Annotated in this window: 20 protein-coding genes; 14 read left to right on the top strand and 6 right to left on the bottom strand. The window is 31.6% G+C overall.

Going from position 1 to position 19,305, the window contains the following annotated elements; genetic code table 11:
- Positions 1-94: 94 nt before the first annotated feature.
- The 12 genes from ACUSJC_RS08885 to ACUSJC_RS08830 all read left to right on the top strand — a co-directional run bounded on the left by ACUSJC_RS08885 (position 95) and on the right by ACUSJC_RS08830 (position 9,893).
- Entirely contained in the window at positions 95-1,393 is a 1,299-nt protein-coding gene (locus tag ACUSJC_RS08885; protein WP_449269217.1) for an OmpA family protein, read from the top strand.
- A 28-nt stretch (positions 1,394-1,421) separates the two neighbouring features.
- Positions 1,422-2,198, top strand: coding sequence for a hypothetical protein (locus tag ACUSJC_RS08880; RefSeq protein WP_449269216.1), 777 nt, complete (start codon positions 1,422-1,424; stop codon positions 2,196-2,198).
- Positions 2,199-2,200: 2 nt separating this feature from the next.
- Positions 2,201-2,947: a hypothetical protein gene (locus ACUSJC_RS08875; RefSeq protein WP_449269215.1), complete on the top strand. Its 747-nt coding sequence runs from the start codon at positions 2,201-2,203 to the stop codon at positions 2,945-2,947.
- A gap of 11 nt (positions 2,948-2,958) precedes the next feature.
- Positions 2,959-3,948, top strand: a complete 990-nt coding sequence (locus ACUSJC_RS08870) for a hypothetical protein (RefSeq protein ID WP_449269214.1) — start codon at positions 2,959-2,961, stop codon at positions 3,946-3,948.
- A 97-nt stretch (positions 3,949-4,045) separates the two neighbouring features.
- The gene (locus ACUSJC_RS08865) at positions 4,046-4,504 is read left to right on the top strand and encodes a T9SS type A sorting domain-containing protein (protein ID WP_449269213.1); all 459 of its coding nucleotides are present in this window, start codon (positions 4,046-4,048) and stop codon (positions 4,502-4,504) included.
- Positions 4,501-6,171, top strand: a complete 1,671-nt coding sequence (locus ACUSJC_RS08860; RefSeq protein WP_449269212.1) for a T9SS type A sorting domain-containing protein — start codon at positions 4,501-4,503, stop codon at positions 6,169-6,171. Before ACUSJC_RS08865 ends, ACUSJC_RS08860 begins: the two co-directional genes overlap by 4 nt.
- Positions 6,168-7,112 carry a hypothetical protein gene (locus ACUSJC_RS08855; RefSeq protein ID WP_449269211.1) on the top strand — a complete coding sequence of 315 codons (945 nt, stop codon included), beginning with the start codon at positions 6,168-6,170 and terminating at the stop codon, positions 7,110-7,112. The genes ACUSJC_RS08860 and ACUSJC_RS08855 overlap by 4 nt, the downstream gene beginning before the upstream one ends.
- 21 nt (positions 7,113-7,133) lie before the next feature.
- Entirely contained in the window at positions 7,134-7,850 is a 717-nt protein-coding gene (locus tag ACUSJC_RS08850; protein ID WP_449269210.1) for a hypothetical protein, read from the top strand.
- Positions 7,851-7,854: 4 nt separating this feature from the next.
- A complete protein-coding gene (locus ACUSJC_RS08845; RefSeq protein ID WP_449269209.1) occupies positions 7,855-8,235 on the top strand; it encodes a hypothetical protein in 381 nt (126 codons plus the stop codon).
- Between the two features lie 10 nt (positions 8,236-8,245).
- Positions 8,246-8,737, top strand: coding sequence for a hypothetical protein (locus ACUSJC_RS08840; protein WP_449269208.1), 492 nt, complete (start codon positions 8,246-8,248; stop codon positions 8,735-8,737).
- A complete protein-coding gene (locus ACUSJC_RS08835; RefSeq protein WP_449269207.1) occupies positions 8,737-9,441 on the top strand; it encodes a hypothetical protein in 705 nt (234 codons plus the stop codon). The genes ACUSJC_RS08840 and ACUSJC_RS08835 overlap by 1 nt, the downstream gene beginning before the upstream one ends.
- Before the next feature lie 125 nt (positions 9,442-9,566).
- Entirely contained in the window at positions 9,567-9,893 is a 327-nt protein-coding gene (locus tag ACUSJC_RS08830) for a DUF4870 domain-containing protein (protein WP_449269206.1), read from the top strand.
- Positions 9,894-9,987: 94 nt separating this feature from the next.
- On the opposite strand, the gene ACUSJC_RS08825 is transcribed toward ACUSJC_RS08830, so the two are convergent.
- The 3 genes from ACUSJC_RS08825 to aspS all read right to left on the bottom strand — a co-directional run bounded on the left by ACUSJC_RS08825 (position 9,988) and on the right by aspS (position 12,356).
- Positions 9,988-10,188, bottom strand: a complete 201-nt coding sequence (locus ACUSJC_RS08825) for a cold-shock protein (protein ID WP_449269205.1) — start codon at positions 10,186-10,188, stop codon at positions 9,988-9,990.
- Between the two features lie 76 nt (positions 10,189-10,264).
- Entirely contained in the window at positions 10,265-10,501 is a 237-nt protein-coding gene (locus tag ACUSJC_RS08820; RefSeq protein ID WP_449269204.1) for a hypothetical protein, read from the bottom strand.
- A 109-nt stretch (positions 10,502-10,610) separates the two neighbouring features.
- Complete coding sequence (gene aspS / locus ACUSJC_RS08815; protein ID WP_449269203.1) at positions 10,611-12,356, bottom strand: aspartate--tRNA ligase; 1,746 nt, start codon at positions 12,354-12,356, stop codon at positions 10,611-10,613.
- Between the two features lie 127 nt (positions 12,357-12,483).
- Here aspS and ACUSJC_RS08810 point away from each other — a divergent pair, with 127 nt between their 5' ends.
- Together ACUSJC_RS08810 and ACUSJC_RS08805 are read left to right on the top strand one after the other, a co-directional pair.
- Positions 12,484-13,482 carry a TlpA family protein disulfide reductase gene (locus ACUSJC_RS08810; protein ID WP_449269202.1) on the top strand — a complete coding sequence of 333 codons (999 nt, stop codon included), beginning with the start codon at positions 12,484-12,486 and terminating at the stop codon, positions 13,480-13,482.
- A gap of 169 nt (positions 13,483-13,651) precedes the next feature.
- On the top strand, positions 13,652-13,996 hold the full coding sequence (locus ACUSJC_RS08805; RefSeq protein WP_449269201.1) for a toxin-antitoxin system YwqK family antitoxin: 345 nt from the start codon (positions 13,652-13,654) through the stop codon (positions 13,994-13,996).
- Between the two features lie 29 nt (positions 13,997-14,025).
- Here the strand turns inward: ACUSJC_RS08805 and ACUSJC_RS08800 are convergent, their stop codons facing one another.
- The 3 genes from ACUSJC_RS08800 to ACUSJC_RS08790 form a co-directional block, all read right to left on the bottom strand.
- On the bottom strand, positions 14,026-14,604 hold the full coding sequence (locus ACUSJC_RS08800) for a hypothetical protein (protein ID WP_449269200.1): 579 nt from the start codon (positions 14,602-14,604) through the stop codon (positions 14,026-14,028).
- Positions 14,604-16,043 carry a hypothetical protein gene (locus ACUSJC_RS08795; RefSeq protein ID WP_449269199.1) on the bottom strand — a complete coding sequence of 480 codons (1,440 nt, stop codon included), beginning with the start codon at positions 16,041-16,043 and terminating at the stop codon, positions 14,604-14,606. Before ACUSJC_RS08795 ends, ACUSJC_RS08800 begins: the two co-directional genes overlap by 1 nt.
- A 73-nt stretch (positions 16,044-16,116) precedes the next feature.
- Positions 16,117-19,290: an efflux RND transporter permease subunit gene (locus ACUSJC_RS08790; RefSeq protein WP_449269198.1), complete on the bottom strand. Its 3,174-nt coding sequence runs from the start codon at positions 19,288-19,290 to the stop codon at positions 16,117-16,119.
- Between the last annotated feature and the right edge of the window lie 15 nt (positions 19,291-19,305).

Genomic DNA, 19,305 nt, shown 5'->3' with positions numbered 1-19,305 from the left:
AACATAGCCAATTTAAAATTTTTTTTTCAACTGATGTTTACCTTTTTCATTTTTTGGCACTAACCAACAAATCAAACAATAAAAAGGAACAATTATGAAAAAAGTATTGATAGCAGGAATTCTGTTTTGTACATCTTTAAATCTGTCAGCACAAGAGACCGTAGGAGGACGAGTATTGAAAACGGCTAAGGATAAAACGTATGACAGAGGCGAACAAAAAGGAGGAGACACCGTTGACAAGACACTCGATAAAGTAGAAGAAAAGATTTCTAATATTTTTAAAAAGAAAGACAAAAAGAAGAAAGATAAAAATAACGATACGAGTGCTTCAAATTCTCAAAGTTATGATCCACCAATAACTAAAACAGATGAAGGGGGTAATACAGATTACTCTGCTTATAAAGATTTTGAATTTGTGCCTGCAGAGAAAATTATTTTCTTCGAAGATTTTGCTGATGGTTCTAAAAGTAGATGGAAAGCTTATGATAATGAACGATTAAATGTTAGAAATCTAGAAGGTAAAAACTGGCTTGAATTGAATGATGGTGGGACATTTTTTCCTGTAGCTTTAAAAACTTTACCAAACGATTTTACCTTAGAATTTGATGTTTATACGCCTAATAAAGAAACAGGTACTTTAAGTGTACGTTTTGTTGAAAAAAAACAAGCAGGAAGATTAGAAGATCCCAATTTTGATATAAGTAGTGGGTTAGATTTAAGTCCAGTTAGTCAAATACCTAAAACAGGTTTGGCACAATATTCAGTAAAATCGGATGGAGTAGTTGTAAAAACGAAAGAAGGTATCAACTTTTATACTTGGCAACCCGAATTAGATAATAATTATGCTAGAATTAGTCTAAAAAGAACTGGAAATAAGTTATCAGCTTGGGTAAATAAGGAAAAAATAATGGACAATGAAGAATTCTTTTTAAGTAATAAAGAATATTATTTAACCTTCCAACATGATATTTATTTTGTAGATGCATTTAAAATGAATTTTTCCAACATTCGCTTAGCTACTGGTAATGCAAATCCTAAAAGCGATATAATGGCTAAAAAGAAGTTTGTTACTCAAAACATCTTCTTTGATGTTAATTCTGATGTTATTCGTCCAAATTCTTACGCAATCTTAAAACAAATTGCAGAAAGCATTCAATCTATCGAAGGCAACATTAAAATTGTAGGGCATACTGATAGTGATGGAAAAGATACCGATAATTTAATCTTATCTCAAAAAAGAGCAGAATCGGTAAAGAGAGCTTTGGTAAATGAATTTGGAATAGATACAAATCGATTAACTACAGATGGGAAAGGAGAAAGCGTGCCTTTAAATAAAAATGCAAATGCTTCAGAAAAAGCCCAAAACAGACGTGTTGAATTTGTGCAACAGTAAGCGCAGAGCCAAATTTAAAATTTGAGCTATGCCGAACGAAGCACAAATCAGCGAAGCTAATTTATTAAACTATAAAAAAATGATTATGAAAAAAATACTCTTCTTATGTATTGCCATGATATCGTTATCGTGTTCAAAAAATGATGATAATCAACCACAAAAAATTAAGGTTATTGATACAATTAAGTTGGAAATAACAGATAATAATGGGACCGAACTGTATGAGTTAAAGTATGAATATGATGATCAAAAGCTAATTTCTAAAATAGATTTTTTAGATAATGGAGAAATAGATAATGCTATAGATCTTGAGTATGACAATGGTGTACCAAAATCATGTAATGATGGATTTAAAAAATTTGTATTTGAAGGTGAAATTTTAAAAAAGCTAGAAATAGTTGATACTGATATAACGTGTACATTTACTTTTGACCAACCTACCAATATCTACACATCAACTTGTGAACATTATTTTGCAATCAATACTCTTTGGGATATAACTTCTAAACAGTATAATACCAATATTTTAGATTATAGTTACGATGATACAGGGAAAAAAGGGCCTTTTTATAATTTACCTAACAAGAACTTCATGTCTGCCACCATTCAGGCTTTAAGATTTGTAAATAATAAAATGTTCTTTCAATCCATTTACCCAGTTAATGGTTATTTTGATAATAATAATGCTGTTTTTATTCCATTTACGAATCAGTACGATACAGATGGTTTTGTAATTCAAAGTGATTTTATGGATAATAATAATTCTACAAACTATACAATTTCATATACCTATAAAAACATCTAACAATGAAAAAAATATTCTTATTATGCTTAGCTATATTATCATTCTCTTGTTCCAATGATGATGACCAACCACAACCACAAATTATTCAGGTTAAAGTTATAGATAAAATAAAAGTCGAAGAATCAGGATCTAATAGTCTTAGTAGTAATACATTAATGTATGAATATGATAGTGACAAGAGAATTTCTAAAATAACCCATTCAACTTTAATCAATCCAAACCTTAAGAACATCACTTTTACTTATGAAAATGGTATTCCAAAAAGTTCGGTTCGAACGAATGGTGATGTTTCTACAATAACATATTCTTACAATGGAAATGTTTTAAGAAAATATCACGATGCATTTTATGATGAAATTATAGTATTCAATCACGATGCAAACTACAATTCCTATTCTTCAAGTGACATAGGTTTAAATTTTTACGTTAATAATTTAAATGATGTTTCAAGAAGAACATATTATAGTAATGTTTTTGACTATAGCTTCGATACTAATAAAAAAGGTCCGCTTTACAACGTTGCAAGTAAAGAATACATGCCAACGCTAATTAATGCAATGCAATTTACACATACAGAAATGTTTTTTCAATCTATTTATCCTGTAAATGCAATTTTTGATGATAATACGCAAACTTTATATCCATTTACAAATCAGTATGATACAGAAGGTTTTGTTATTCAAAGTGATTTTGTAAATACTTCTAACAATGTAAGTTACAAAGTGACATACACCTATAAAAATATTTAATAATTAAGAAAATGAAAAAAATTATTCTACTTTTTACACTTTTTATAGCAACTTTTAGTTTTGCTCAAACTGCAAATAAAGCAATTGCTTGGTCTGGAATTATTACAGATAATTCTGGAAATGTGCTGGTCAATACTAATGTTACGCTTAAATTTAGTATCACACAAAACGGAACGCCCATTTTTAGTGAACAGCATAATGTAACTACTGATGCTAATGGATTTATTAATGCGAATATTGGTGAAGGAACTCCATTGATTAATAATTTATCGATTGTTTATTTTGATACCATTAATTTAAAACTAAAAATCGAAGCCGATTCCGGAAGCGGTTTTGTAACCTTATCAGACGAGTTTTTTAAAGCGGTTCCTTATGCAAAAGGAGCTGAAACAGCAAGAGAAGTAGCTGATGATGTGCAATATATTACCTTAAATAATAACATAAAATTTTATGTGGATGGTTATCAAGGCGAAATAAACCAAAACGGATTAAAACTAGCTGATTTAGCAGGAACAGGTTCTAGAGAAGTAATTGCTGATGCTAATGGTCAATTACAAAGAAAACCAGTACAGACTAAGTATTTGAGTATTAGTGGTGCAGAATTTACAAGTCCAGAATTTGGCTTTTATCCACCTAATTATGATGGTCTTTTTAGATATTTAATGGATTCTGGAAACTCAGTTAAAGTTAATGCTCCAATTAATTTACCTCACAATTCAAAAATTATAGCTGTACAATTTATGTATTTTGATATGAGTATTTCAACAGGCTTTAAAGCAGGTATATATTCAACTAATTCAACACTAAATAATGTCCCAATTTTAGAGTTTGACACAGATAACACAGATCCTTCGTATTCACTTCAGATGTTAAATGCAACCAATTTAAGTTATACTATAGATAACTTAAATAATTACTATTATTTACATCTTACTTCAGATAATTGGCAAGATAATGTTGATTTAATATTTCATAAAATAGTAATCACTTACGAAGAATAACATGAAATCGCAATTAACAAAAAGTTTGCGTATGCAAACACCAATGATTAAAAAAGCGATTCCATTTGTTGCCAATAACAAAAAAAAATCTAAACAAATGAAAACAATTCTACTATTCCTTTTCTTATCGGTCAATTGTTTCTCGCAACAATTATACCGTCAAACCTTTAGTGGTGGTTATACTGCTTCCACTAATGGAAAATCGTTAGTAGGAGAAGCTTTTAATAGAACCTATTCTGATGGAAACCTTACCGTAGGAGAATCTGTTTTATACCAAATAAGTTTGCTTAACACCTTAACTATTGATGAGGTAAATAATCAAAATATAGCATTAGTAATATATCCTAATCCGGTTGAAAACGAATTGTTTATTCAACATAAAGACATAACCCATTGGCAAGTTCAAATTTATGATGTAACTGGAAAACAAATTACCTCAACATTCGTAAATCAAGATTCTATGAATTTAAACTTTTTAAGCAGCGGAACCTATTATTTGGTTTTTACAAACGAAGAAAAATTGGTTACTGTAACAAAGAAAATCATTAAAAAATGAGAAAGCTACTATTTATTTTTCTATTGTTTCCAATACTTGGAATAGCTCAAAATTGGGAACAAATTATTATAGCTTCAGGAACAAATAGTTCAAATCCAATGTTTTTTACAGAATTTAATGGCGAATTGTATTTTTCTGCTACAGGTACAAATGTTAGCGGAATTGGAACTGAATTATATAAAACTAATGGAACTCAAGCTGGAACAAGTTTGGTTATGAATTTGAATCCAAATTTTTCTGGAAGTAGTAATCCTAGCAATTTTACAGTTTTTAATGGAGAATTGTATTTTACTGCAGATGATGGTGTTCATGGCAGAGAACTTTTTAAAACTGACGGAACAACTATAACTTTAGTAAAAGACATTAATGTAGGTTCTGGATCTTCTTCAAATCATTCAGATAACATGATGGCAATGTTAGAAGGAAATGGGTTTCTATATTTTTTTGCGGAAGACATTTCAGGAACTGGATACGATTTGTGGAAAACAGACGGAACCGAAATAGGAACCGTAAAAGTTTCGGAACTTAACACAAACGAAAGTTCAGGTTTAAACTTGAATTTTAAGAAGTTAGGGAATAATTTATTCTTTGTTTATACAGATAATAACACGGGTCATAGAGAGATTTATAAATACGAGCCCATATTTAATAATCAGACATCTGTTTTAAATGTTTATCCATCTAATAATACAAGTGGCTATCTTTATTTAATCATTTTCGATAACAAGTTATTTACAGTTGCTGATGGAAAATTATATTATACCAATGGAGCAACTAATAATTTTGTAATTCTGGGAACAACAGGAATAACATCATTTGATAAATTAACGGTTTTAAATGATGAGTTGTTTTTCTTTGGTAACACAGCAACTTATGGAAATCAAGACGTTTATAAATGTTATTACAGTGTTGCAGATAACGATTACAAAGTAGAAATAGTTTATAACTTCAATGCTACTGGAAATAATTTTCTAACACCAGTTGCGGGCTATTTGGCTGATGATGGTAATCCATATTTCACAGTTCTAAACGATAAACTCTATTTCGCTGCTAAAGAGCAATCGTCTCCAAATGGTGGATTAGTGTATCAAATTTATGAAACTGACGGAACTACAACCCAAGTTTCAATCCCTGTTACACACAGTGGTTCGCCAAGTTCAAGACCTATTTATTGGATTACGGCTAATGATAATAAATTATATTTTTTAATGAGTGGTGATAATAGTCCGTCTCAATTATGGGAAGGTAATCCTGCAGATGGAACTTTTATACAACTTTCGTTTTACTCTGGATCAACTACGCAACCAAGCCAAGTTTTTGAGCGACCAATGAAAGTTTGGAATAACAATTTATATGTTGAAGCTACAACTACTGCAGAAGGTTATGAATTATGGAGATTTGGAACGGGAACTTTAGGAATTGATGAGGTTACTTTAGATGATAAAATTCAAATCTATCCGAATCCAACTCAAGATTACGTGAAGTTTAACATTGAAAATATAGAAGCTTATCAAATTGATATTTTCAATGCTGTTGGTCAAGAAATAAAGTTAAGAATCAATAATGAAACCATCGATTTTACTTCAGTACCAGTAGGAATTTACTACATCACAATTTCAAATTCAACAACTGATAAAAAAATCACTCAAAAAATTATAAAGAAATGAGAAAATTAATTTTCATTATAACGTTACTAATTGGTTCATTTAGTAATTCACAAGAAATAAAATGCGATTCTATTATGAAACAAATGGATGTTGAAATAGAAAATGCAAAGAAAAATGGTGCAGATGCTACAATGATAAATTATCTGGAGCAAACCAAAGTAACATTGCGCGAACAATTCTGTAAAGACAATGTTTTTTATAATAATGGTTCAAACAATGGGAGTAATACGAATGCAAATGAAGATTCTGATGGTTTTGGAACTGAGATTAATAATCAATATGTAAAAACAAGACCTTATACCGGAACACCTTTTTACGGGAAACAGAAAATTTCAATATCAGTTAAAAACTATGGTGCTGATGGAAGTGCTTTTGCAAATTATGATTATTACGTAAACCAAGAAGGCACACTTATTCTGTTAGACAAACAAAGTTTACAAGGAAATTTGAGCTTAGTTCCTGCTACAGATATGGCTGATGGCGGAGGCAAATTTCAATATTGGGCTATTAGAAATGATGGATTGAGTACAGTTTTCGGACTTTCTGATAAGAACAAAAAAATAGCGGTTACTACTTATACAAAGAATTTTTTATTTTCTCCAAATAGCAGTAAACCAACAATGAAAAAGTTAAATCAAACTAAGAGTATTGCAGGTCATTTATGTAACGCTTATCAAATAACGGCACAAGATGAAAAAGGGAGAATGACAATGACTTGGTGGATTACAGTAAAACCTTTGCCTTTTTATCATAATGTAATGCCTTTTACCACCATGTTTATGGCAGATAAAGTAGGTTTTCCAAATTTAAAAAATCACGGCGTTTTAGAAATTGATGGTAAACACGGAACCGAATCCATCAACTTAAAAGTAACCAAAATTGAACCGGTAACAAAGTCAGTTCAATTCAACGGATATAAAGAGTATTACTTTGAATATTAACAAAATAAAGAATTTAAACTTATGAAAGCAACAATATTAGCACTAACCAGTATTTTTCTCTTTGCCTTTTCTTGCAAAAAAGAAGGAAGTTCAACTGTAATGGAACAAGAAGTTAATGATGCTGTCGAACAAGCCATTGGCAAAACTTCTGACGAATACAACGGTAAATTAGACGAATTATTAACCTTAGAAATTGCCAGCGAAGCAACAGGTTATGCGTCTAACGAAGCAAGAAAAGATTATAGTAAGATTTTAAAAGATCCGGCAACACATAGTGTTTCTTACAATTGGGATAAAGGAAGAATGAAAAAAGTAAACAACCCGATTACTAATAAAGAAATGAATGTTCCTATAAATGATTTTGTAAAAATTGCTTGGGTAAGAAATACCACATTAGATAAATTCAAATTCGATTATCATACGCCAACAGCCGAAGAGATTAAGAAAGCAAATGAAGTGATGGATAAAAAGTTGAACGAAATGGTAGGCGAAGGAAAAGCGACTAAAGAACAAGCCGATTTATCAAAAGAAATGGGTAACGGTTTAATGAACGGTCAATCGTATACTGAGGTTTCTAATGTAGGAGATTATGCTACTTGGAACAACAAGTACAAACAGCTTAAAGTATTTTATAAAGGATTAGAGTTTGAAATAACGGTTGAGGTAAGTGACGACGAATCGGTTAACAAACAAAAATCAATTGAAGTAGCGAAACAGATTATTAAACAAAAATTATAAGCGCATGAAAAATATAGTATTCCTGTTTTTTATACTAATTGGATTTTCAACTTCAGCTCAAGTTTTTATAAACAGAGATGCAAATTCTAACTTGCCAAAATTCGTAATCCAAAATGGAAAAACATACATCTATCATAAAGTAGGAGGCAAAACCGAACTAGGGTTTACATTCAATGAAGTGCCATTTATTTATGATTCTGCTGATGGAAGATATCGTGCAAAAATGACGGTCACAACCTCAGATAAAGTAGCAAAAAGAACATTTGTGATAAGCTATACCTTATACCGACAAACCCAAAAATATGGTGCGGGAATAGAATATACAATAGATTTTCACGATAAGCGACCAACAAAAGTGCTAAACGAATATTACAACGCAAATTAAAATAAATAAAATGAAAAAAATAATATTAATCACAATCATAACTTTATGCAGTTTTGTTTCTAAAGCACAATTGGTACAAGGAGAAATGCTTTTAGGTGAACAATCTAAAACCGAAATAAAATTGAAAAACAACAAAGCTGTCAATTTGTATGCTGCTTTTAGAGATGGAAATTATCCTATACATTTCATCTTTTCCACTGATGCCATTCCGTTAAACTCAGATAAAAAAGAAGTAGTTCAATTCGTTTTTACAACAACGGTAAAACGTGATGGAAAAATCATAGGAAGCATCAAACGAAATCCAATTCCATTCTTTCCTGGTGATATGCTTATGCCGGTAGAAACATTTGATTTTATTTCGATTTTATCAAATCTTCAAACGAATTCCAACGATCGAATATCTGAAATTCCTTCAGGAAAATATGAAGTAGTTTTAGAAACAAAACCTATTGGTGTAAAAGGAGAAATTAAACCTGTTCGCTTTTTAATAATAGTAAACTAATGAAGAAAACAGTTGTTTGCATGTTCTTTTTTATTCTTCTAAGTTGTCAAAAACAACAAGAGAAAACTGTGCTCAATCATGAAAAACAATCTTTGGTTTTAGAACATAAAGAGGAACCAGACAGCATTCAATATTTCCCAAATGCGTTAACGTATCAATATGAAATGGACGATTTAAAAGAAGAACTTTGGTTTTATGTAAATGAAGAAACGCAACAAATTTTATATGTTCCAAACGACGATATGATACAAGCAGTAATTTCATATCCAAACGGAGATTATGAAATCTACGGAACAAGTGAAAATGGTCTAAAAATGGTATTGAAACAAAACATTTCAGCCGTTACAGTTGATGAGGTCTATGATAATTTATTAAAACCATTAGCTATTACCAAAACAATCGACCAGTCCAACATTCAACAAAAGAATATAATTTGTAAAGGATATCAATTCGATTATTTAAAAATGCAAGGAAGTGAGTTGCTCTTTGCAACAGCACAAATTCCGATAAACAGTTATCAAATTTATGGATTTTCAAGACTCAATGGAGATGTGCGAATAACCATTGGTCTGGATTATATCAATATTTTTGGTAAAGCAGATTTGGTAACGCATATTCAACGTCCCGATTTTAAGTTGGAACTACTTAATTATGGTCCAAATCCTTATGAGTTTAAAACTTCTGATTATCAGTACAAAAAGTAATTTTTTACATTTTAAAGTTTGGTTAAGTAAAAATCGTCAGCCATTATAGTTGGCGATTTTTTTATGAATGATGTTTACTTTTTTAAAAAAGAAACACTAAAGAATAACTATAAAATATTTAAAAAATGGAAAATAAAGAAGTTCAAGGAAAAGACATTGCACTCATAGCTTATTTAACACTTGTCGGATTGATCATTGCCTTTGTAATGAATAGTGACAAAAAGTATGAATTCTCAAACTTTCATATCAAACAGAGTTTAGGAATAGCTGTTACAGGATTTGCACTTGGTTTAATAGGAATTATTCCTGTTTTAGGTTGGTTAGTAAGTATTTTAGGTGTCTTTTTATTGTTTTATATGTGGATTATAGGATTGATAAATGCAATAAATGGGAAACAAGTAGCCGTTCCTGTTTTAGGTCAAAAATACAACGAATGGTTTAAAAATTTATAATACAAATTAACTATCAATTTAAACAAAAAAATCCCGAGCATTGCTCGGGATTTTTGTACTCTAGGTAATCAAAAAATAATAATCGTAATCTATATTAGTCTTCGATAACTACTACTTGAGCAGCTATTTTACCTTTTTTTCCGTCTTCTTCTTCGTAACTAACAGCTTCTCCTTGCTCTAATTTCTCTACCTTCAAACCTGTAACGTGTACGAAAATGTCTTTTCCAGTTGCATCATCAGTAATGAAACCGTAACCTTTTTCTTCATTGAAGAATTTTACTTTGCCTGTTCGCATTAAATAAAAAATAAATAATTAATAATGTTCAAAGATAGTCTTATTAATTACATTTCAAAGTTTTTTGACAAGAAATTTATTGATTCTCAGAATTTTCTTTTCCTTTCTCGCTCATTTGAGAATCCAAAAACTCTTTCAATTTACTTCGTTTATATCGATGAATGATGAACAAAGGCATTAACCCAAATGCTAAAATGAGGACTCCTAAACCAATCCATTTATCGCCCGATTTTGGCAAAACTGAATTTAGGTAAAATCCGTATCCGACAAGACCGAAAAATCCAACTAATAATATTTGTACAACGTATTTCATTTGAAAAAAATGAATTTTTTTAAAATTTCTAATTTGTCATTTCGCCCAGCTGGAGAAATATCATCATATAAATTATGAGACTCCTCCTTTCGTCGGAGTGACAAAGATATTATTTCAATTGAATATGTAATTCGTCTAATTGCTTGTTGTCGATAACTGAAGGTGCATCAATCATAACGTCTCTACCACTATTGTTTTTAGGGAAAGCAATAAAGTCACGAATCGTTTCTTGACCACCTAAAATAGATACCAATCGGTCTAAACCAAAAGCTAAACCTCCGTGTGGCGGTGCACCGAATTGGAATGCATTCATTAAGAACCCAAATTGGTTTTCAGCTTCTTCTTTGCTAAATCCTAATAATTCAAACATTTTAGCTTGTAGTCCTTTATCGTGAATACGAATAGAACCACCGCCAATTTCATTTCCGTTTAACACCATATCGTAAGCATTAGCTCTGATTGCTCCCGGATTAGAATCTATTAAATGAATATCTTCCGGTTTTGGTGAAGTAAACGGATGGTGCATCGCGTGATAACGCTCGCTTTCTTCATCCCATTCTAATAGCGGGAAATCCACTACCCAAAGTGGTGCAAATTCATCCGGTTTACGCAATCCTAAACGGTTACCTAATTCCATACGTAAAGCACTTAATTGCGCACGTGTTTTATTTGCCGGACCTGAAAGAACTAAAATTAAATCGCCTGGTTGAGCACCGGTAACTTCAGCCCATTTTTTCAAATCTTCTTGATCGTAAAATTTATCTACAGAAGATTTAAGACTTCCATCCGCTTCGTATTTGCAATATACCATTCCCGAAGCACCTACTTGAGGACGTTTTACCCAATCAATTAATTCGTCAATTTGTTTACGGGTGTAAGAAGCACAATCCGGAACAGCAATACCCACAACTAATTCAGCGCTGTTGAAAACACCAAAATCTTTGTGTTGAGCCACTTCGTTTAATTCGCCAAATTTCATTCCGAAACGAATATCCGGTTTGTCATTACCATAGGTTTTCATGGCATAATCATACGTGATTCTTGGGAACTTGTCTACTTCAAGACCTTTTATTTCTTTCAGTAAATGACGTGTTAACCCTTCAAACATGTTCAAAATGTCTTCTTGTTCAACGAATGCCATTTCGCAGTCAATTTGAGTAAACTCCGGTTGACGGTCGGCACGTAAATCTTCATCACGGAAACATTTCACGATTTGGAAATATTTATCCATTCCACCTACCATTAACAACTGTTTGAAGGTTTGTGGCGATTGTGGAAGGGCATAAAACTGACCTTCGTTCATGCGGCTTGGTACCACAAAATCGCGAGCTCCTTCCGGAGTTGATTTAATTAAATAAGGCGTTTCTACTTCGCAAAACCCTTGGTTAGAAAGATATTTACGGACTTCCATAGCCACATTGTGACGGAACAATAAATTATTTTTAACCGGATTTCTACGAATATCCAAATAGCGGTATTTCATACGAATATCTTCACCACCATCCGTTTCGTCTTCAATAGTGAATGGAGGAAGAACCGCTTGGTTTAATATGTTTAACTCAGATACCAAAATTTCGATATCTCCTGTTGCAATATTTTTATTTTTGGATTCGCGCTCAATGACAGTTCCTTTTACTTGAATTACAAATTCTCTTCCTAATGTTTTTGCTTTTTCAAATACATCAGCAGCAGTTCTTTGTTCGTCAAAAATCAATTGGGTAATTCCATAACGGTCACGTAAATCGACCCAAATCATAAAACCTTTATCACGTGTTTTTTGAACCCAGCCGGCAAGAGTAACTTCATTATTTACATTAGCGACATTAAGTTCGCCGCAAGTATGACTTCTGTACATTTTTATTATTTTTCTGCAAAAATAACACAAAAAATAGTATGGCTGTACTATAGATAAACTATTGTGCTACTTTTTTGCTTTTCTAAAAGTTTAAAAAGAGTAACTTTACAAAAATTAAACATAACTTATGAAAAAACTATTTGCTTTATTATTTGTATTTGTGCTGTTGTCATTTGCTGTTATAGATAATGATACAGTAACTTTTACTGCTAAGATCGAAAACCGAAATGGAGATTCTTTAATTATCAGAGGAGCCAACCGATTTACTAAAATTATTGTGGCAGATAAGAACGGTGTTTTTAAAGATAAATTTGAAGTAACAGAAGGGTTTTATCAACTTTCAGACGGTAATGAATACACCCAACTGTATTTGAAAAACGGTTTTGATTTAACCTTGACAATGGATGCTAAAGAATTTGATGAATCTATTAAATACAAAGGAAAAGGTGCTGAAGAAAACAATTTTTTAGCTCAAATGGCTTTAGATGATGAAAATATGGATTTTGATTCCTTATTAAATGCTGATGAAGAAAAGTTTAAAGCAACTATTGAAAAAAAGAAAAAAGAGGTAGCTGCTAAGTTAGAAGGAAACAAAAAATTGAGTGAGACCTTTGTGAGTAGCTATAAAGCCACTTTAGAGCAAAACATGAAAGGGTTAGAAAACTACTATGCCGAAAGTCAAAAAGTAAAGAAAATGAATGGAAAGGCCTCGCCTGATTTTGATTACGAAAATCATAAAGGAGGAAAAACAAAATTAGAAGATTTAAAAGGGAAATTAGTATATATTGATGTTTGGGCTACTTGGTGTGGACCTTGTAGAGCTGAAATTCCTCATTTAAAAGAATTGGAGAAAAAATACCACGGAAAAAATATTGCTTTTGTGAGTATTTCGGTAGATGCATTGAAAGATCATGACAAATGGCAAAAATTTGTTACCGATAAAGAATTAGGAGGAATTCAACTTTTTGCTGATAACAGTTGGTCTTCAGAATTTGTTAAGAATTACCAAATCAATGGTATTCCTCGTTTTATCTTAATTGGTAAACAAGGAGAAATTATTAATGCAGATGCTCCTAGACCATCTTCTACAGATATTCATAACTTACTTGATGAGCATTTAAAATAAAAAACATCAAATAATTAGAATTAAGCGACATAAAACTATGTCGCTTTTTTTATGTTCTCAATGTTAAATTTCACCTCAATGTTACCAAATTGTTAAGACAAAGTTTTTTTATTGTAAAACAATTTATATATTTGTTATATAATTGTTAACTAATTAATACTATTGCGTTATGAAAAATTTAGTGATTGCAGGATTTATGATGGTTTCAACTTTGATGTTTGCGCAAGAAGTTAAGCCTAAATTTGAAGTGGAAAACCAAATGGTTAAAGCTACTTATTATTATGATAATGGACAGATCAAACAAGAAGGATATTATTTGAACGGAAAATTACATGGCAAATGGGTTGCATTTAATGAAGACGGAACCAAACAAGCGATTGGTGAATACAAAGAAGGAGCAAAAACAGGCAAATGGTTTTTTTGGAGTGGCAATACATTGAGCGAAGTAGATTTTAACAATAGTAGAATTGCTGAAGTGAAAAAATGGTCAAGCGATGCATTAGTAAAAAACTAACTCAACCAAATAAATTTCAAATTTTAAGGCTACCCTTTGGTAGCCTTTTTTAGTTTTGCTTTTTGATCTCTGCTTTTAAAGGAAAGGATCATTTTTTCCATACTATCTATCATTTCGGCTTTTTTATTGAAAAGAGTCCATGTTAATATCTGATAAAAATGGGTGTCAGTTTCAATAAAAGTTACATAATAAAAAACATTGAGACCATTTTTAGATTCTACGGCGTTAAATGTCATTTCAATGGCGCTTGACCCATTTATTTCTTTAGGGATATACCCGGAATAATTTTCCAGATCAAAATTAGCTTCATAATTTTCTGAGAGAACATCTGCATATAATTCAATTCTTTTTTCAGGATCGTTCTCCTCAATGATTTCCGGAAAATATTGGGCAACATCTGTTTTTGTTTCTTCCAGAACAATAAGGTATAGTTCCTCAAATTCATTTTTAAACTGTAAAACAGCATCATCATTCAAATCGTTAGTTTCATTTAAATCACTACGGATTTCAATACTGAAATTTTTGGTCTTATGTTCTGTAAAAGTGGAAGTGTTTTGACAGGAATTAAGAACAATCAAAAAGAGAGAAAAAAAAGGAATTTTATTCATTAGTCTACAAACATTTTAATTTCATAATTTTTTTGAGAAGGAATATAGTAGCCAAAATAGTATTTGTCTTCTATTTTAAAGATAGTTTGAGAAGTAACCCCACGCAAATTTTCATTATATCCTTGTATCTTATCAAAGGCATTTTTTGAAGATGATTTTGTAAGATGATTTCCATCTTGGTCTAAAATACTGTTAATATAAACTACTTTCCTATTGGCATACGAATTAAAATTATCGTATATCGGGTTTGTTAACATATAACTAATAAGTACGCCGGAAACACCAAATAATCCACCATAAATTCCAGTGTTAGTATTTCTAAGTTCTGAAACACTACCTATTGTCAACCAAAATTCGCTTTCATTTCCATAACATGAAACTCCAACATTAGAGTTGTTTACTTTTCTAAGATATTGAGAAGTTTTATATAAAATACGAGTTTCATTTCCCATATCAGTTCCTAATTGGATAATCTCAGAATTTTTAAAATTAATTTCTTCATCTTTTGTTACCCGATATTCTTTCAAAAGAGAATCATTAAGTGTTTTCATGGAGAGAACCAGTTCGTCAGAAGTTAATTTTAATTGAAAGATATAATCCCTATAAAGGAAAGAATTAGAATTAATAGCAAATGCATTTTCAGAAAAAATATAGGGTTTCTTTATTTTCTTCTCACTAAATTTTAATGTTTTTAGATTGATTGTTAGTACTTGGGTGAAATCAAAATTGGTGTCAAAAGTAATATTCAAAATTCCTTTTTCAACATAATACTTCCTCTTTTTTGATGCAAATGTTAGTGAAACTGGACTTTCAGAGGATATTTTTTGTAAGGCAAAACGTGATTCAAAAGGAAGAAGATTTTCATCAAAAATAGCATAAAGAGAAGCTTTTTTATACTTTGAATCAAAAAAAGAAATGCCACTCAGATCTAATTCCTGAGTAGACAATGAACCTGTGTTATCTATTATATAAAATTTTAAAATATTACTATTTACAGGAATTGTAACGTAATAAAAAGAGTTGTTTTCTGAGATCTCTAATACTTTTTTTTCTGTTTTTGGATCAAACGAATAGCTATTTATTTTTTGAGTTTTGTTAAGTAAGTCAATATCTTGTCTTAAAATTTCTTTTTCATTGGATTTGCTCCAAAAAAGCTGTTTTGAATTTTCTTGTTTGGTAAAGCCAACTATTGTTTCAAATTTTTTATCAGGTCGCTCTACAGATAAAGAATCCGTTAGATTGAATTTGTTGTCAAGGTTTAAAATATTCACACGTTCTTTATCACTCAAAAATAAGGACACAGAATGAGAAGTACTATCAATAAATTGAAAAACATCCTGATTCTTTTTTAAATTTACAGATAATCTTTTAACGAAGCTTTGGGAATGAGAGGAGCAAAACGAAAGGCATATAAGTATACTCGGCAGTAATTTATTCATGATAAAATTTTTACAAAAATAAAAAAAGCTGTTCAATTTGAACAGCTTTTTTAGTCAGGTTTATTTTTATGCGTTATATAGAATGTTTTGATGTAAAACCGTCATCACTTAATTCTGTATGAGTATAATCTGCTTCCATTAGTTCAGCATAATTTATTTTTTCTTCTTTACCGAACTTTCTTTTCAGACTATCAAAAATTGCATACACAACCGGAACAACAACTAAGGTCAGGAATAACGATGAAATTAAACCACCTATGATTACCCAAGCTAATCCGTTGTTCATCTCAGCTGCAGCTCCTTTTGCTAATGCAATAGGAATCATACCGATTACCATGGCAATGGTAGTCATTAAGATTGGACGCAGACGCGCGTGGTTTGCCTGAACAAGAGCATCAAATGTAGATTCTCCTTCAGATTTCCTATGATTAGCAAAGTCAACAAGTAAGATCGCATTTTTTGTTACCAAACCAATCAACATGATAATCCCTAAGATTGTAAAAATATTCAAGGAGTTATTTGTTAAAGCTAGGGCAAACAACGCTCCTATAAAGGAAAGCGGTATTGAAAATAATACTACGAATGGTGTGATAAAGTCATCATATAGTGCGACCATTACCAGGTAAACTAATATAATTGCGGCTAATAATGCAACTCCTAATGTACCGAAACCTTCTGTTTGATTTTCCATATCACCACCCCAAACATAATTAACACCTGTAGGACGTTCCATTTTAGAGAAAACAGTTTCCCATTCTGTAGCAATGGTACCGGAAGGTCTTCCTACAGATTGAGCTTCGATAGTTACAGCGGTACTTTTATCTCTTCTTTCCAACATACTTGGTCCAGAGCTTTCGATAACTTCTGCAAACTGAAATAATTTCACTTGTTGTCCTAAGTTATTTAAGAATATCAAGTTTCTTACATCTTCTACTGTAGAACGGTCTTTTTCATTAAAACGGATATTAATATCATATTCATATTCTCCGGCTCTGAACTTTCCGTCAGTATTTCCGTTAAATGCCGTTTGCATGGTTAAACCAACTGTTTGCAAGTCTAATCCCAATAGTGCCATTTTATCACGATCAACTTGGACTTTAATTTCAGGGTTTCCGGCTTCAGAAGTTAATTTTACTTCAGATGCTCCCGGTACTTTTTTCAATTCTATAGCAGCTTTTTGGGCGAAAGCCATTACATCTTCAAAATTAGGTCCGGTCACTGTTAAAGATATTGGTGCTTGATCTGCTCCTAATAATCCCATCGGAACAGTTTTTACTTTGGCTCCTACTAATACTTTTTCTAATTGACGTTTGATTTTTGCAGCGTAAATAAATGAGTTGTCATCACGTTTTGATTTTTCGACCAATGAAATCAAAATTTCTGCTTTGTAAGCTGTAGATTGTGTAGCTCCCATCCCTTCACTGGTTTGTCCTACTGTAGTAATCATGTCTACAATATTTTTGTCTTTTCTCAAATACTCTTCTGCTTTTTGTGTCATGAAATTGGTTTGCTCGATGGAAACATCTTTTGGCATTTCAATTTGCACCAAAAACTCACCTTTATCCGTTTTCGCAAAGAATTCACCACCTATAAATCCGCCGCCTAGTAGTCCAAAAACGGAACCGAAAAAGGCAATGACCATAATCAATAATGTTGTTTTTTTATGATTTAAAGACCATTTTAAAACATCAGTAACAGCATGAGTAAATCGTTCCAAATAGTTCTCGAATCCTAAAATTACTTGTCCGAATAGTGACTCTTTATTTAAGTGTTCTAATTTCCCGTAACGAGAGAACAACCAAGGCACAATTGTAAATGAGGCCAATAAAGACAACATAGTTGCAATAATTACTGTAACACAAAATTGAGTAATGATATTTGAAACCAAGCCTGTACTCATTGCAATAGGTAAAAATACAACTACAATTACTAGTGTAATTGCGGTTACCGTAAATCCAATCTCTGCGGCACCGTCATAGGCAGCACGCACTTTGTTTTTCCCCATTTCCATGTGGCGGTGAATATTTTCCAGAACCACAATGGCGTCATCCACCAGGATACCAACTACTAGTGACAAACCTAGTAAACTCATTAGGTTCAATGTATATCCCATTAATGATATTCCGATAAAAGTAGCAATCAAAGAGGCAGGAATAGAGATCATTACAATTACCGCATTACGTAAACTGTGTAAAAAGAATAGCATTACAAATGCTACTAAAATTACAGCCAAGAATAAGTCATGCATTACTGAATCTGCTGCTGTTAAAGTAAACTCACTACTATCGTTAGCCACTTTCAACTTTACGTTTGATTTGCTATAATCGTTTTCTATTTTAGCAATAACTTCTTTTACTTTTTGACTTACCTCAACAGCATTAGCATCAGACTGTTTGATTACTTGTAAGATGATTGATCCTTTTTGGTTGATGCGAGAAATTTTAGTTACATCTTCTTGCGCATCTTGAACATCTGCTACATCGCTTAAACGAATTTGTATTCCGTTATTTGAGGAAATAACCAGATTACGCAATTCATCAACTGATTTGTATTTCCCGGATAAACGAATGGTTGTACTATTTTCTCTAGTTTTTATATTCCCTGTAGGGAAATCTAAATTTGAGGATAAAACAGCTTGTTGCACTTGTGGTATAGACAGTCCGAAACCTTGTAATTTTGTTGCGTCTAAACTTACTTTAATTTCCCTTTCTTCACCACCTACTAAGTTAACTTGTGCCACACCGGGAACACGAGAAACAATAGGCTGTATTTTTTTATCCAATAGATCGTAAAATTCAATTTCATCCATGTTTGCCGTTGCTCCGATAGTCATAATAGGCAAATCACTTAAGGAAAATTTACTCAATGAAGGCGGATCTACATCATCCGGTAAGTCTTTTAATACTGCATTTATTTTACGTTGAGCGTCATTCAATGCATAATCGGCATCGGCATCAGCAGTTAATGTAATCATTACTACAGATAAACTTTCGTACGATTTTGATTCCAGCTTCTTAATGTTTTCCATCGTTGAAACAGCATCTTCAATTTTTTTGGTTACTGTATTTTCAACTTCACTTGGAGAAGCCCCGGGATATACCGTTGAAACAGTAACAACATTAATTTCAAACTTAGGAATCAACTCATAACTTAACTGCTTATAGCTGTATAAACCTCCTAATAAGAGAATCGTAAATAATACGATTACCATTGAAGGCCTTTTAATTGATATATCTACAATTTTCATATATTTTAACTTTAA

Source organism: Flavobacterium sp. U410, assembly GCF_053570605.1.
The sequence above is the reverse complement of the archived record's forward strand: the minus strand, read 5'-3'. Positions and strand labels throughout refer to the sequence as shown.

Coding starts and splice junctions, on each gene's coding strand:
- ACUSJC_RS08825 (WP_449269205.1), bottom strand. CDS start 10,188: ATGCGAACAGGCAAAGTAAAATTCTTCAATGAAGAAAAAGGTTACGGT.
- ACUSJC_RS08835 (WP_449269207.1), top strand. CDS start 8,737: ATGAAGAAAACAGTTGTTTGCATGTTCTTTTTTATTCTTCTAAGTTGT.
- ACUSJC_RS08840 (WP_449269208.1), top strand. CDS start 8,246: ATGAAAAAAATAATATTAATCACAATCATAACTTTATGCAGTTTTGTT.
- ACUSJC_RS08865 (WP_449269213.1), top strand. CDS start 4,046: ATGAAAACAATTCTACTATTCCTTTTCTTATCGGTCAATTGTTTCTCG.
- ACUSJC_RS08885 (WP_449269217.1), top strand. CDS start 95: ATGAAAAAAGTATTGATAGCAGGAATTCTGTTTTGTACATCTTTAAAT.
- ACUSJC_RS08870 (WP_449269214.1), top strand. CDS start 2,959: ATGAAAAAAATTATTCTACTTTTTACACTTTTTATAGCAACTTTTAGT.
- ACUSJC_RS08880 (WP_449269216.1), top strand. CDS start 1,422: ATGCCGAACGAAGCACAAATCAGCGAAGCTAATTTATTAAACTATAAA.
- ACUSJC_RS08795 (WP_449269199.1), bottom strand. CDS start 16,043: ATGAATAAATTACTGCCGAGTATACTTATATGCCTTTCGTTTTGCTCC.
- ACUSJC_RS08800 (WP_449269200.1), bottom strand. CDS start 14,604: ATGAATAAAATTCCTTTTTTTTCTCTCTTTTTGATTGTTCTTAATTCC.
- aspS (WP_449269203.1), bottom strand. CDS start 12,356: ATGTACAGAAGTCATACTTGCGGCGAACTTAATGTCGCTAATGTAAAT.
- ACUSJC_RS08790 (WP_449269198.1), bottom strand. CDS start 19,290: ATGAAAATTGTAGATATATCAATTAAAAGGCCTTCAATGGTAATCGTA.
- ACUSJC_RS08845 (WP_449269209.1), top strand. CDS start 7,855: ATGAAAAATATAGTATTCCTGTTTTTTATACTAATTGGATTTTCAACT.
- ACUSJC_RS08850 (WP_449269210.1), top strand. CDS start 7,134: ATGAAAGCAACAATATTAGCACTAACCAGTATTTTTCTCTTTGCCTTT.
- ACUSJC_RS08830 (WP_449269206.1), top strand. CDS start 9,567: ATGGAAAATAAAGAAGTTCAAGGAAAAGACATTGCACTCATAGCTTAT.
- ACUSJC_RS08875 (WP_449269215.1), top strand. CDS start 2,201: ATGAAAAAAATATTCTTATTATGCTTAGCTATATTATCATTCTCTTGT.
- ACUSJC_RS08805 (WP_449269201.1), top strand. CDS start 13,652: ATGAAAAATTTAGTGATTGCAGGATTTATGATGGTTTCAACTTTGATG.
- ACUSJC_RS08855 (WP_449269211.1), top strand. CDS start 6,168: ATGAGAAAATTAATTTTCATTATAACGTTACTAATTGGTTCATTTAGT.
- ACUSJC_RS08810 (WP_449269202.1), top strand. CDS start 12,484: ATGAAAAAACTATTTGCTTTATTATTTGTATTTGTGCTGTTGTCATTT.
- ACUSJC_RS08820 (WP_449269204.1), bottom strand. CDS start 10,501: ATGAAATACGTTGTACAAATATTATTAGTTGGATTTTTCGGTCTTGTC.
- ACUSJC_RS08860 (WP_449269212.1), top strand. CDS start 4,501: ATGAGAAAGCTACTATTTATTTTTCTATTGTTTCCAATACTTGGAATA.